The sequence below is a fragment of the Cytobacillus massiliigabonensis genome, assembly GCF_900199725.1.
Taxonomy (GTDB): domain Bacteria; phylum Bacillota; class Bacilli; order Bacillales; family Cytobacillaceae; genus Cytobacillus; species Cytobacillus massiliigabonensis.
Genome location: NZ_LT904902.1, coordinates 521256 through 535760, shown reverse-complemented (window position 1 = coordinate 535760; position 14505 = coordinate 521256). Strand labels below are relative to the sequence as shown.

The 14505-nt window shown below is 36.9% G+C and carries 14 protein-coding genes; 10 read left to right on the top strand and 4 right to left on the bottom strand.

All coding sequences use genetic code 11. From position 1 onward, the window contains the following. The first annotated feature begins 118 nt into the window (after positions 1–118). The 4 genes from C1726_RS03070 (at position 119) to C1726_RS03055 (ending at position 4116) form a co-directional block, all read left to right on the top strand. Complete coding sequence (locus tag C1726_RS03070; RefSeq protein ID WP_102271818.1) at positions 119–1054, top strand: ABC transporter permease; 936 nt, start codon at positions 119–121, stop codon at positions 1052–1054. After that, a complete protein-coding gene (locus C1726_RS03065) occupies positions 1055–1972 on the top strand; it encodes an ABC transporter permease (protein WP_322090959.1) in 918 nt (305 codons plus the stop codon). A 138-nt stretch (positions 1973–2110) separates the two neighbouring features. After that, positions 2111–3178, top strand: a complete 1068-nt coding sequence (locus tag C1726_RS03060) for an ABC transporter ATP-binding protein (protein WP_102271816.1) — start codon at positions 2111–2113, stop codon at positions 3176–3178. Between the two features lie 2 nt (positions 3179–3180). Beyond that, positions 3181–4116 carry an ABC transporter ATP-binding protein gene (locus C1726_RS03055; protein ID WP_102271815.1) on the top strand — a complete coding sequence of 312 codons (936 nt, stop codon included), beginning with the start codon at positions 3181–3183 and terminating at the stop codon, positions 4114–4116. A gap of 75 nt (positions 4117–4191) precedes the next feature. Here C1726_RS03055 and C1726_RS03050 read toward each other — a convergent pair whose 3' ends face one another. Next, on the bottom strand, positions 4192–4377 hold the full coding sequence (locus C1726_RS03050; protein WP_102271814.1) for a hypothetical protein: 186 nt from the start codon (positions 4375–4377) through the stop codon (positions 4192–4194). 185 nt (positions 4378–4562) lie between these two features. On the opposite strand from C1726_RS03050, the gene C1726_RS03045 reads away from it, so the two are divergent. The 6 genes from C1726_RS03045 to pepF all read left to right on the top strand — a co-directional run bounded on the left by C1726_RS03045 (position 4563) and on the right by pepF (position 11777). Then, the gene (locus C1726_RS03045; RefSeq protein WP_102271813.1) at positions 4563–5141 is read left to right on the top strand and encodes a GNAT family N-acetyltransferase; all 579 of its coding nucleotides are present in this window, start codon (positions 4563–4565) and stop codon (positions 5139–5141) included. A gap of 339 nt (positions 5142–5480) precedes the next feature. After that, on the top strand, positions 5481–5876 hold the full coding sequence (spxA, locus tag C1726_RS03040) for a transcriptional regulator SpxA (protein WP_053475258.1): 396 nt from the start codon (positions 5481–5483) through the stop codon (positions 5874–5876). A 398-nt stretch (positions 5877–6274) separates the two neighbouring features. After that, positions 6275–6937, top strand: coding sequence for an adaptor protein MecA (mecA, locus tag C1726_RS03035; protein ID WP_102271812.1), 663 nt, complete (start codon positions 6275–6277; stop codon positions 6935–6937). A gap of 82 nt (positions 6938–7019) precedes the next feature. After that, positions 7020–8537: a cardiolipin synthase gene (gene cls, locus C1726_RS03030; protein WP_102271811.1), complete on the top strand. Its 1518-nt coding sequence runs from the start codon at positions 7020–7022 to the stop codon at positions 8535–8537. A gap of 92 nt (positions 8538–8629) precedes the next feature. After that, positions 8630–9826, top strand: coding sequence for a competence protein CoiA (locus C1726_RS03025; protein WP_180968083.1), 1197 nt, complete (start codon positions 8630–8632; stop codon positions 9824–9826). A 133-nt stretch (positions 9827–9959) separates the two neighbouring features. After that, positions 9960–11777, top strand: coding sequence for an oligoendopeptidase F (gene pepF / locus C1726_RS03020; RefSeq protein WP_102271809.1), 1818 nt, complete (start codon positions 9960–9962; stop codon positions 11775–11777). A gap of 582 nt (positions 11778–12359) precedes the next feature. Here pepF and C1726_RS03010 read toward each other — a convergent pair. From C1726_RS03010 to C1726_RS03000, 3 genes are all read right to left on the bottom strand, one after another. Next, on the bottom strand, positions 12360–13247 hold the full coding sequence (locus C1726_RS03010; protein ID WP_235822687.1) for a ClpXP adapter SpxH family protein: 888 nt from the start codon (positions 13245–13247) through the stop codon (positions 12360–12362). Further along, positions 13244–13651: a globin domain-containing protein gene (locus C1726_RS03005; protein WP_102271807.1), complete on the bottom strand. Its 408-nt coding sequence runs from the start codon at positions 13649–13651 to the stop codon at positions 13244–13246. The genes C1726_RS03010 and C1726_RS03005 overlap by 4 nt, the downstream gene beginning before the upstream one ends. A 196-nt stretch (positions 13652–13847) precedes the next feature. Further along, positions 13848–14489 carry a lytic transglycosylase domain-containing protein gene (locus C1726_RS03000; protein ID WP_102271806.1) on the bottom strand — a complete coding sequence of 214 codons (642 nt, stop codon included), beginning with the start codon at positions 14487–14489 and terminating at the stop codon, positions 13848–13850. Between the last annotated feature and the right edge of the window lie 16 nt (positions 14490–14505).

Genomic DNA, 14505 nt, shown 5'->3' with positions numbered 1-14505 from the left:
AAGTGCATAAGTTAATTCCTTTCCAAAGGAAAGTACACCTTTTGTAAGGAATTGACTTATGATTGTTCCAAAATTTACGCGCTCTTTGCTTTTCGTATTAAATTGGAGGTGTTTGACAATGGCGAAATATATTGGAAAGCGCTTACTGTACATGCTCATCTCACTTTGGCTGATCATTACAGCGACGTTTTTCTTCATGCGCATTGCACCGGGAAACCCATTTACATCTGAGAAACAGCTGCCTCCCGAAATTGAAGCGAATCTAAATGCTCACTATGGATTAGACAAGCCTTGGTACGCACAATACGGGGACTACTTATTAAAGGTAGTAAAATGGGATTTTGGTCCATCATTTAAGTATAAAAGCCAAACGGTTAATGATTTAATTAGTGAAGGTTTTCCTGTATCATTTATTCTTGGTATGGAAGCAATCTTTTTAGCAGTTGCTTTTGGTCTTATTTTAGGGATTATTGCTGCATTAAAACATAATAAATGGCAGGATTACACGGCAATGATTATAGCAGTAGCAGGTATTTCCGTTCCATCCTTTATTATGGCAACCTTTTTACAATATTTCCTTGCAATTAAAATGGGAGTATTCCCAGTAGCACGTTTTGAAACATTTATGCATACCGTTCTGCCAGCTCTGGCATTAGCTTCAACACCAATGGCATTTATTGCCCGTTTAACACGTTCAAGTATGTTAGAAGTAATGAGCAATGATTATATCAAGACAGCGAAGGCAAAAGGTCTTAGCCGAGGAGTTATTACTGTAAAGCACGCGATCCGTAATGCGCTTTTACCTGTTGTAACATATATGGGACCGTTAACTGCAGGGATATTAACAGGAAGTTTCGTTATTGAAAGAATCTTCGGTATCCCGGGTTTAGGTGCTCACTTTGTTACTAGTATTACAAACCGGGATTATACGGTTATTATGGGTGTGACAGTGTTCTATAGTATTATATTGCTCGCATCTATTCTCCTTGTTGACATTGCATACGGAATCATCGACCCGCGCATCAAACTTGCTGGTGGGAAGAAAGGAGAGTAAATTATGCAGATTTCGAAAGATAAATTTCAACTCGTTGGCTCTAAAATTTCAGAGGCTGAAAAAATTTCTAAACCAAGTCTTTCGTTCTGGAAAGACGTATTTATCCGATTCCGAAAAAACAAGCTTGCCATGTTTGGATTAGTATTGTTAGGAATATTAATCATTATGGCGATCTTTGGACCATATATGACTGATTATGATTATGCAACAAATGATTTAACGAATAAAAACCAAGCACCATCATCTGAGCACTGGTTTGGTACAGATGACCTTGGCCGTGATGTTTTCGCACGTACTTGGGAAGGTGCGCGAATTTCCATCTTCATTGGGGTTGCTGCAGCACTGATTGATTTATTTATCGGTGTACTATGGGGCGGTATTTCTGGCTATAAAGGCGGCCGAACTGATGAAATGATGATGCGTTTTGCTGACGTTCTTTACGGAGTTCCTTACCTTCTATTAGTAATCTTGCTAATGGTCGTCCTTGGTCAAGGCTTAGGAACAATGATTCTTGCTATGACAATAACTGGCTGGATCAATATGGCTCGGATTGTTCGTGGTCAAGTATTATCTTTAAAGAGTCAAGAGTATGTACTTGCAGCAAAAACACTCGGTGCAAATACAAGCCGAATTATGGCAAAACACTTAATTCCAAACTCAATGGCACCAATTCTTGTTACGATGACATTAACAATCCCAAATGCAATTTTCACAGAAGCATTCTTAAGTTTTATTGGGTTAGGTTTAACACCTCCCCTTGCCAGCTGGGGAACGATGGCTAATGACGGGTTGCCAGCGATACGATATTATCCATGGCGTCTATTTTTCCCTGCTATCTTTATCAGTTTAACGATCTTTGCGTTTAATGTTGTTGGAGATGGCTTACGTGACGCACTAGACCCAAGACTTCGCAAATAAATTGAAATGCGTAGGCGGCTTGCTCAGGGGCGACAAGCTTAAGGCGAGCTGGCAGGAAGACCGTACTCTAGTCTTCGTGTCAGATTGACTTAAGACCTCGAGACCCTAGATGCCGTAGCTAGACAAGGGAGTGAGGATATGGAGAAAATACTTGAAGTTAAAGATTTAGAAGTCTCATTCCAAACATATGGAGGATCTGTAAAAGCGGTTCGCGGTGTAAGCTTTGACCTTCATAAAGGAGAGACTCTTGCTATTGTTGGTGAATCAGGGTCTGGTAAGAGTGTAACCTCCCAGACAATTATGAAATTAATCCCTATGCCACCAGGAAAAATTACAGGCGGACAAATTCTATTCAATGGAGACGACATTGTTCCTAAAACAGAGAAACAAATGGAAAAGATCCGAGGGAAAGAAATTAGTATGATTTTCCAAGATCCGATGACTTCATTGAACCCAACAATGAAAATAGGCACTCAAATTATGGAGGGCTTGATTAAGCATCAAAATATGTCTAAACAGGCAGCAAGAACCCGTGCAGTGGAACTGCTTAAGCTTGTTGGTATTCCAATGCCGGAAAGACGTGTTAATCAATACCCGCACGAATTTTCAGGGGGTATGAGACAGCGTGCTATGATTGCGATTGCGCTGGCTGCAAATCCTAAACTGTTAATTGCCGATGAACCAACAACAGCATTAGATGTTACCATTCAGGCACAAATTCTTGACTTAATGAAAGATTTACAAAGCAAAATGGACACATCAATTATTTTCATTACTCATGACCTTGGTGTTGTTGCGAACGTTGCTGACCGTGTAGCAGTTATGTATGCAGGACAGATTGTTGAAATGGGTACGGTTGATGAAATTTTCTATGATCCTCGTCATCCATATACATGGGGATTATTAGCTTCCATGCCTAGTTTGGATAATGATAATAAGGAAGAACTTGCTGCAATTCCTGGTACACCTCCAGACTTAACAAACCCGCCGAAGGGCGATGCGTTTGCAGCAAGAAATCAGTATGCGCTTGCCATTGATTTTGAAGAAGAACCGCCAATGTATCAGATCTCTGAAACTCATTTTGCAAAAACATGGCTTCTCCATCCTGATGCACCAAAGGTTGAGCCGCCAGAAGCTGTAAAAAGGCGCATGCGTCAATTATCCTCTACATTTGATAAAGCTGTCATTGTTAAGGAGGGTAAATAAATATGGCTGAAAAATTATTAGAAATTAAGAACTTGAAGCAGCATTTTAATGTTGGAAAAGGGAATGTCGTAAAAGCGGTAGATGGTATTACTTTTGATATATATAAAGGTGAAACACTTGGTCTAGTAGGTGAATCAGGATGCGGAAAATCTACAACTGGCCGTACGATTATTCGTCTTTACGATGCAACCGATGGTCAAGTCCTTTTCGATGGTGAAGACGTTCACGGAAAAAAATCAGCAAAAGAATTGAAAAAGTTTAATCGCAAAATGCAAATGATTTTCCAAGATCCTTATGCATCACTGAATCCGAGAATGACTGTTGCAGATATTATTGCTGAGGGCATTGATATTCATGGTCTGGCAAAAGACAAGAAAGAACGCATGGAAAAGGTGTATGCTCTTTTAGAAACTGTTGGACTAAATAAGGAACATGCCAACCGTTATCCGCATGAATTTTCAGGCGGTCAAAGACAGCGTATTGGGATTGCTCGTGCACTAGCAGTTGATCCAGATTTTATCATTGCCGATGAGCCAATTTCAGCACTTGATGTATCCATTCAGGCACAAGTTGTCAACTTGATGAAAAAGCTGCAGCGTGAAAAAGGGCTGACTTATTTATTTATCGCACATGACCTTTCAATGGTGAAGTATATTAGTGATCGTATTGGTGTTATGTATTTTGGAAAGCTTGTTGAACTTGCATCTGCTGAAGATTTATATAACAATCCTATGCATCCGTATACACGATCATTGTTATCAGCTATCCCGCTTCCAGATCCAGATACAGAACGTACACGGAAGCGTGTATCTTATGATCCAAAAGTTCATAATTATAGCGATAATGAACAGGTTGAAATGCGCGAAATTGTGCCAGGACATTACGTTTATTGTTCTGAAAAAGAAGCACAAGCCCATAAAGCGTCATATGTGAAATAAAAGAAGCGATCTCTTGAATGAGATCGTTTTTTTTGAATAAAAAAGATGCCAACTGTTGTCAGCACCTCCAACCATTTATTTCTTTTTTCCTCCGACTTGCTTCCAGCCAGACTGAATTTTTATTGATTGATCAACAAAAACAGAGCCTTTTTTTCCGCTGAATAGCTTCTCGCCAATCCCATTAGTAAGAACACCCAGTGTAGCTGTCAATCCGATTATTAACAGAGCAACAACCGCTAAATCAAATATGTATCCTCCCATGATAAACCCCCATCATTCTATTCTACAGCATGAATCTGAATAAAGAATGTATACCCTCTATTCTTATTGTAGTAGATGTTCGCGAGTATTTAAAGGGGGAAAATGATGATTCGTTCATTTGATTATGAATTTTTCGTATGTTAAATTTATAAGATGTAAATTACTGACAAAAAAGGAGACAGAAAATGAATTGGTATGAAAAGCTAAATCAATATTTTCCTGTAGAGGAAATGAAATCAAAAGAGCATATGGAAACACTTTTAAAAGAAAGGCCTGAAATTTACCATAAAGATGAAGGTCCTTATCATGTGCTCATGTATGCAGAGCTTGATAATTTTGTTTTCATTGACTACTTGTACGTTTCTAAAGAATCCCGCGGTCAGGGTCTAGGTCATAAGCTGATAGATAAGCTTAAGAAGAAACAAAAACCGATTATTTTGGAAGTGGAGCCAGTTGATTATGAGGATACAGATACGGAAAAAAGGCTGCATTTTTACAAAAGGGAAGGGTTTGAGCATGCGAGTTCTATTGGTTACAGAAGACGTTCACTTGCAACAAAGCAAATTAATGAAATGGAAATTCTCTATTGGGCACCTAATAATGAAAGTGAAGAACTAGTCTTTAGTGCTATGCAAAAAACATATGAAATGATCCATACGTATCGTGATACTCATTTTTATGGAGAATCCTATCAGCCGGTGGATGAAGTACTTACTTTCGAGGAAGATAAAGATACAAATAATAATATATTAGATGAAATCTAATATTCCTTCACAGCTATTCTTTTTGAATGGCTGTGTTCTCATTTTTCAGCCTGCCTGGGAAAGGTAAAAATTTTTATAAAAAAAATGAAACTTTTCATCTCCTCATTCGTCTTATATTATAGGTTTACAAAATGAACATTTGATTCATTATAATGGGACAGCTTCTCGTTAATTGAAAAACATATACCAAATTAGATGGATTTGGTGTATAATACTTAATATAAATTACTTATTTAAAGTAATTTTAATTTAAGATTAGCTCGTATGTTCATTAATAAACAAACCAAATTCTATATATTGCGATTTGATACGTCAATAATAAAGGAGTGAAATTGTAAAATGGTCACATTATACACTTCACCAAGTTGTACATCTTGCAGAAAAGCAAAATCATGGCTGGAAGAGCATGATATCCCTTATAAAGAAAGAAATATTTTTTCAGAGCCGCTTTCGATTGAGGAAATTAAAGAGATTCTTCGCATGACTGAAGATGGAACAGATGAAATTATTTCAACACGTTCAAAAATATTTCAAAAACTTGATGTGAATTTAGAGGCAATGCCGCTGCAAAATCTTTTTGAGTTAATTAAGGAAAATCCAGGTTTGCTTCGCCGCCCAATTATTCTTGATGAAAAACGGCTGCAGGTTGGATATAACGAAGATGAAATCAGACGCTTCCTTCCAAGAAAAGTTCGTACTTTTCAGCTTCGTGAAGCTCAGCGCTTAGTTAATTAATCATTATAATGCTTTAGCATAATCTAGCCAGATTATATATCCATGTAAAAAAGATCACTTCCTTCCCAGGCATAGAATAGACCTTCTTTCTGCGGATGGAAGGTCTTTTTTATTTTTGATAAGGTTTTTAGTTTGTGAAAGAGCTGAAACTTTGATAAAATACAAGAAATTGTATGGGCATATAATGGTTTTTATAAAGTTGTGACATTTTCATTCCCTTTATACTGTTTTTGTCATAAAATAAATGTACAAGGTGCAATATCAATTACCTTCTTTAAAAAGGGATAACCGTATATCGGTATGGGAATTACACAAACGTATATATGGGGGAATATTCCCTTCAAATGCTTCTATTTACTGTAGAGGCAGTAACAATTTCCAGAAGGGAGAGTTGCAATATGGAAATCGAGCGTATTAACGATCATACAGTCAAATTTTATATTTCATACGTTGATATAGAAGAAAGAGGCTTTGAACGCGATGAGATATGGTATAATCGTGAACGGAGCGAAGAGCTTTTTTGGGAAATGATGGATGAAGTTCATCAGGAAGAAGAATTTTCTGTAGAAGGTCCGCTTTGGATTCAAGTTCAAGCATTAGATAAAGGTTTGGAGATTTTAGTTACAAAGGCGCAGCTTTCTAAAGATGGTCAAAAACTGGAGCTTCCTGTATCTGATGAGAAGTTCAACCACATTCCAGTAGATGAGCGGATTGAAGATCTTCTAGACCAGCACTTTAACCCGAATATGGATGAAAGTGAATTGGAATATGAGGAGAATCTAGACTTTCTATTAACGTTCGCCGACTTTGAAGACCTTATTTCCCTTTCTAAACGTGGCGGATTAGATAACATTCCTACTAAATTATACTCTTTCGACGGCAAATATTATTTATTTGTTGAGTTTCCAGAAGAGGAATTCGAAGAGGAAGATATTGATAATTTATTATCCATTCTATTGGAATATGGTCTTGAAACACAGAAAACGATTCATCTTATTGAAGAATACGGAAAACAAATCATGGATGAAAATGTTTTTGAACAAATAAGAAAGTATTTTTAATTAGAAAAGCCGATTTCAACTATGAAATCGGGTTTTTTTGCGAAATTAAAGAAAATATGAATTGTTGATAGTAGGTGCAAAGTTGAAAAATACAGTAAGAATCGTGTTATTTATCAGCCTTTTAGTTGGATTTGTTTTTGTATATGATCGCTACGTAGATCCAGCAGGAGGATATGTAGGTTATATAAGTTTATTAATGTCGATGTCAGTTATATTTATTGCTTTTGTCATCTTCTTAGAGAATCGGCATCCCGCACAAACTTTAACTTGGTTAGTTGTTTTAGGTAGTTTTCCATTATTTGGATTTATTTTTTATCTTTTATTCGGCCGAAATTATAAAAAAGAGAAGATGTTTAGACGAAAATATATCCTTGATAAGCAGGCATTTTTACGATTTGAAGGTGAAAATGATCCAATTAATGAAGAAAAAATCAAACAAATGGCAGATCATCAACGTAAGTTGTTCCATCTTGCACAGAACTTAGGGCATAGTCCTATATCATTTGCTACTCAAACAAAGGTGCTTACAAATGGGGATGAAACGTTCCGAGAAATATTAGAATCATTAAAGAGTGCCACCCACCATATCCATTTGGAATATTATATCGTCCGTCATGATCATATTGGTCAGGAAATAAAGGAGATTCTCATTCAAAAGGTAAAAGAAGGAGTAAAAGTAAGATTTCTATTTGATGCCGTTGGTTCCTTGCAATTATCAAAAAAGTATATTTCTGAGCTTAGGCAGGCTGGAGTGGAAATAATCCCATTTGGTCCCGTCCGATTGCCTTTCCTGAATAGCAAGATTAATTTCCGTAATCATCGAAAGATTATTGTTATTGATGGAACTGTAGGTTTCGTTGGCGGACTGAATATTGGGGACGAGTATTTAGGGCGCGTTGAGAGCTTTGGATTCTGGCGAGATACCCACATGATGTTGAAGGGGGAAGCTGTTAGAAGTCTTCAATTGATTTTTCTGCAGGATTGGTATTATATGACGAATCAAAATATTTTATCAGCTGATTATTTATCACCTGTATTAGAAGAAAATATTCATGGCGGGGTTCAATTGATTGCTGGGGGTCCAGATAATGAATGGAGTGTTATTAAAAACATCTTCTTTTCCATGATTACTTCAGCAGAAAAATCGGTATGGATTGCCTCTCCATATTTTATTCCTGATGAAGATATTTTTTCTGCTTTAAAGGTAGCTGCTCTAAGCGGAGTTGATGTTCGATTGCTCATGCCGCAAAGACCAGATAAGAAAATTGTATTCTATGCCTCAAGATCTTATTTTCCTGAGCTGCTGGAGGCTGGGGTGAAAATTTATGAGTATAAGAAGGGCTTTATGCATAGCAAAATTGTCATCGTAGATGAGGAATTGGCATCTATCGGAACATCTAATATGGACATGAGAAGTTTTCATTTAAATTTTGAGGTAAATGCATTCTTATATCGAACAAGAAGTACCCAAAAGCTTGTAAAAGAATATATGAATGACCTCAAACATTCGAGAAAGATAGATATTAGTAAATTTAAGCGGAGACATATTGGATACCGTGTGATTGAATCAACCTCAAGATTGTTATCACCTTTCTTATAGAACCTAGTCCTAGTTGACTAGGTTTTTTTATATAAATAAAGGTATTTGTCATTTCCCGTCGAATGATTGAAATATAGAAAGGAGATGAGATTTTGCTTGTTTCAAAAACTAAGTGTGGAGAATGGATTAGCTTGACTGAGGTTCAAAACCAAGAAAAGTTAAAGGAAATAAGGCGAAAGGAGATATTTTTTTGTCCGGAATGTAGTGAACAGGTGATATTAAAAATTGGCACAAAAAGAATTTCTCACTTTGCTCATAAAGTTGGGAGTGTGTGTGCTGACAGCTATGAAAGAGAGTCAGAATACCATTTACGCGGGAAAATTCTGTTGTATAAATGGCTGGATTCACTAGGCTTAAAACCGAGTCTTGAGCCTTACTATCAAGAAATTTCACAGCGGCCAGATATCAGTTTTGTTTATGAAGGTGTCCAATATGCGATTGAGTACCAATGTTCTGTTATTCCAGAAGAATTATTTATGAAAAGAACAAACAATTATTATCAAGCAAATATTGTCCCGATTTGGATTATGTCTGGGAAAAATATAAAACGAAAAGGAAGCCATAAGGCTGCTCTATCTAGTTTCGATTATTTATTTCTCTCTAAATCTCCCTCAGAACAATGGCGTATACCAGCATTTTGTCCTATTACAAATACCCTCATTTCCCTGCATTCCATTCTTCCTGTTACAGTTAAAAACGTCATAACAAATTATTCAATGATCCCGATCGAAAAGGCTCAATTAGCTGATTTGCTGAATCCGAGCTGGAAACAGCTAGCCAGACTAATAGAATGGCAAAACGAGATGAAGAAACAAAAAGATATGAGCCCTCTATATGGTGGCCAACAGAATAAATTCCTCCAGGATTTATACAACCACTCCCTCATTCCATCCCTTTTACCGCCAGAAATCGGCCTGCCTGTGTCTAATGCACCTTTTATTGAAACATCTGTCCTGAAGTGGCAGTGCTATTTATTAATGGATGTGTTTCACCATCAGCGGTCTTTTTCAATGAAGGAAGCTATTCATGCTTTTAGAAAACGAGTGCAAAAAGGAGATATTAAAATTAGAAATCTCCCTTTAGTAAAAGAAGGAAATGGAATAGCTGCTGTAAATGAGTATATTCAGCTGCTTGTTCAAGTAAATTATTTGAAGATGCTTAATCAAAATTATTTCCAGTTGGCAAGGAAACAATATGCTGAAAATTATTCGAATCAGGAAAAAATGGCAAAAGACTTTTATCAGGAATATGGAAAATTAATTTGTAATCACTTAAATAAGGTACAATAATGGAAATCGTTTCTTTTGAATACAATAGAAGAAGGAGATTTTTTAATCAAAAGGAGGATTTTATAAGTAAGGATAGAAATTAACAAATGAGGTTTTTTTTCGCATATCGAAATGTTGAATGGAGGATAAGAAAATGGCTAATGAAACAGCAGTTAAAAAGCTTCCGAATAGAAGTGAAATCTCTGTAGAGGATACATGGAGACTTGAGGATATTTTTGCTAGTGATGAAGCATGGGATAAAGAATATAAGGAAGTTGAGGCTCTTGTCCCAGAAGCAAGCCAGTATCAAGGAAAGCTTGGGGAAAGTGCAGAACAATTGTATAAGGCCCTTCAGTATCAGGATCATCTCTTAGAACGTCTCTCAAAGCTTTATACATATGCACATATGCGCTATGACCAGGATACAACTAATTCCTTTTATCAGGGGATGGATGACCGAATTAAAGGTTTGTATTCTCAGGCAGCAAGCAGCCTTGCTTATATTGTCCCAGAACTTCTTGCAGTCGATGAGGGGAAGATTGATGCCTTTTTAGAGGAAAAGGAAGAGCTGAAAGTTTATAAGCATTCATTAGAAGAAATCAATCTGCAGCGTCCGCACGTTTTATCTGCGGAGGCAGAAAGTTTACTTGCACAAGCTTCTGAAGTATTCAGTGCATCAAGCAACACGTTTGGAATGCTAAATAATGCAGATCTTGAGTTCCCATCTATTACAGATGAAAATGGGGAGGAAGTGGAGATTACGCATGGACGCTATATCCGCTTTCTTGAAAGCGATGATCAGCGTGTAAGACATGATGCGTTCAAAGCTGTCTATGACACATATGGCAAGTTCCGCAATACGTTTGCAAGTACTTTAAGCGGAAATGTGAAAACAAATAATTTTAATGCGAAAGTAAGAAATTATGACTCTGCCCGTCATGCCGCACTAGCAGCAAATAATATTCCTGAATCCGTCTATGATAATCTTGTAAAAACAGTGAACGATAACCTGCATTTATTGCACCGCTATGTCAAGCTTCGTAAAAAAGTGCTTGGTTTAGAAGAGCTCCATATGTATGATCTTTATACACCTCTTGTAAAAGATGTGAAAATGGAAGTGAAATATGATGAAGCGAAGGATTTGATTTTAAAAGGATTAGCACCGTTAGGGGAAGACTATCAAATTGTTCTTCAAGAAGGCTTTGATAATCGCTGGGTGGATGTCCATGAAAATAAAGGGAAGCGGAGCGGAGCCTACTCATCCGGAACATACGGAACGAACCCATATATTTTGATGAACTGGCAGGACAATGTGAATAATCTGTTTACGCTTGCACATGAATTTGGCCATTCTGTTCATAGTTACTATACAAGGAAATCTCAGCCTTACCCGTATGGAAACTATTCGATTTTTGTTGCTGAAGTTGCGTCTACATGTAATGAATCGCTCCTTAATGATTATTTGCTGAAGACAATCGATGATGAGAAGAAGCGTTTATTCTTGCTAAATCATTATCTGGAAGGCTTTAGAGGAACAGTATTCCGTCAAACGATGTTTGCCGAATTTGAGCATCTCATTTATCAGAAGGTACAAAATAATGAAGCGTTAACAGCTGAATCATTAACAAAGGAATATTATGAGTTGAATAAGAAGTATTTTGGTGAAGAAGATCTTATTATTGACGAAGAAATCGGGTTGGAGTGGTCTCGAATTCCGCATTTCTATTACAATTATTATGTTTATCAATATGCTACTGGCTTCAGTGCGGCAACTGCTCTAAGTAAACAAATTTTGGAAGAAGGAAAACCAGCTGTTGAACGCTATATTGAATTCCTTAAAGCAGGAAGCTCTGATTACCCAATTGAGGTACTAAAGAAAGCAGGCGTAGACATGACAAGCTCAAAGCCAATTGTGGATGCATGTAAAGTGTTTGAGGAAAAATTAAATGAAATGGAAAATCTTCTTGGTTAATTGGAGTTTAGGAGAACGGATATGCTCCCGTTCTCCTATTTTTTTCTCTTGCTGCGGGTTCCTAGACTTTCTTGGCTTATGCTTGTGTCGCCTCCGCTTGTAGATTTCTAAAAACCTTTGAATTTTTTTCGATCATTAATAAAAGTAATAAATATAAATACAGATAAAAAAAGAATGGGTGAGCTAATATAAATTGGAAATAATTTCATGAGGCCAAGAATATTTAGTACAAAGGAGAAAAGGATAAAAAGAATCATCATGGCAATCGTGAGTTTTTTTATTTTCACTTGCATTCTTCCTCCCAATGCTTAAGTGTCCTGTTTAATGACATTGTATGCGCTTGTCCTTGGTTTATGCGCTGGATATGACAATCTTGTGAAGAAACACACAAACTTATTGTCGATGAAATAGTAAGATGATATAGTAATGACATGAAGTTGATCACAAACAAACATTAACCCCTTTGTTTGGGCCGTGAAAAATTTCTCCCATCCCCTTTGTTCGATAAAAACAAGAAAAAGACCATGCTGACGAAGGCATGGTCTTTTTTCTGAAATGAATAATATATGTTAGATTTATAAGTCAGGATTGATTTAATTCATTATACTTCCAAAACATTCCGTATTTTACTGGAATTTGTTCAACTACTTGCTTTAATTGCAGCTTCTTCATTTCTTTTTCCACTTCATTCACTGTTAGATTATAGACAACAGCAATTTCTTGTGATGCGACAAACTTAAAATACTGTAAAAACATCTCTAATGGCGGAAGAACAGATCGTTCGGGCTTCTTCATTAACATTTCCTCTAGAATTTGTTCATACACTTCATATGGGTAATTTCCAGTAATCTTTATTCCTTCTTCCTCTATATGTTCATTAAAGAAGACAAGCGTAGGAATTTCTTGAACCTCCATTTCTGAGGTGATTTTTAAATCACATTGGAGGGCTCTTGCTGCACTTTCAGAATGAATATCAGAAATAAACTCATCGACATCAAGACCAACTGTTTTTGCACACTTTGTTAAAATGTCTAGGTTAGAAACATTTTGCTTTTCTAAAAACAAAACCTCTTGCAGCTTTCGTAAAAAACGAATGCCAGCTCTTCTTCCTTGAAGCTCCGCAGCCTTTATTGCAATGGATGCAAGATGTGGAGAGGATATTGGATTCTCAAGCCAAAGATTGCCATCACAAGACATTCCTGAACGGCTCGCAGTTTTTTCCCAAAGCTCAGCCATGCTTTCAAAATTTTGCTTCCTTGCGATATTTAACGTTGCTAACCTGCCGCTTAATACATGTTTAATGGAAAAGTAACGACCATATTCAATCATTAGTTTTTTAATAATTGGTTCAAGTGCCCAGCACTCTGGACAAAGAGGATCGATGAACATGTACAATTCAAGCGGTTTCTTCTCACTGCCATGGCAATGAGGAGATGACGACTTTGATTTGAATGATTCTTGATTGTTCACAAGTTCTCACCTTTCATCTTATCGTTTTCAGATGTATTAACCATATGCTGTGCAGTTAAAAAGAGTCGTGCGTAAAAGTCTTCTCTAATAGGTCCAAAGAGTTCAACTTCGTCCATCGCTTCGTTCATGCATGAAAGCCAAGCCTTCGCTCGCGTTTCTGTTATTTCAAAAGGCATATGCCTGGCACGAAGCATGGGATGTCCATGTTCCGATGTATATAATGGGGGACCGCCCAAATATTGAGTTAAAAATTGCTTTTGTTTTCTAGCTGTTTCTGTAAGATCATTTGGGAAAATGGGAATAAGATCTGGATGTTGCCCAACGCGTTTATAAAAAGCCTCAACAAGCTGGTGAAGCTTATCCGCACCGATTAAATCGAAAGGTGTATTCATTTTCTCGACCATACTAATACTCCTTTTTATGGAATGGAAGCCATCCCATACATCTGTTGAATTACCTTTATTCTATCAATGAGTGCTTTATATCTCAAATAAATAGCTTACAATGGCTATTTAAACATTTTTAATAAGCGTTTATGTTGTTGACGACATTTTTTACATACAAAAACCGTCCATTCTTTAGACGGTTTTTGGAATTTGACTATGCGAGAAAGCTAGATTTGATTTTTTGCACATAATTTAGGGTTTCTTTAAATGGAGGGATGCCTCCATATTTGTCCACATTACCTGGACCGGCATTGTAGGCGGCTAAGGCTAATTCAATATTCTCATCATACTTGTTTAACATCTGGCGCAAGTACTTGGCACCGCCAAATATATTTTGCTGTGGATCAAATACGTTTTTGACGCCAAGCCCTCTCGCCGTTTCTGGCATTAATTGCATTAGACCAGATGCACCTGCATAACTAACAGCATTCGGATTGAAGTTTGATTCTTGCTTAATGACTGAATGGAGCAGTTTTTCTGGGATATTATAATGCGCTGCTGCCTTTTCAATAATTTCATTAAAGTTCTTATTAGATCCGGAAATCTTAGTTAGACTGACAGGAGGTAATGCTGTACCTGCTACTGGAGATACAGGCGTATTCAAATATGATTGCAAAGAAGCAACTGATCCTTGCTGTCTGTTAGCTGAATCAGATGAAGATAGGTTAGCATCCGATAATAATTCAGTAAGAAAATCTTGAAACATTGTATTAGTGTCAGCAGTTCCTGATTGGGAACTATTAAAACCTTTTAAAGCTTGTAATTCAAGCATGACTTTCAATTGCTGGACGTTCATAAAATACTTTCTCCTT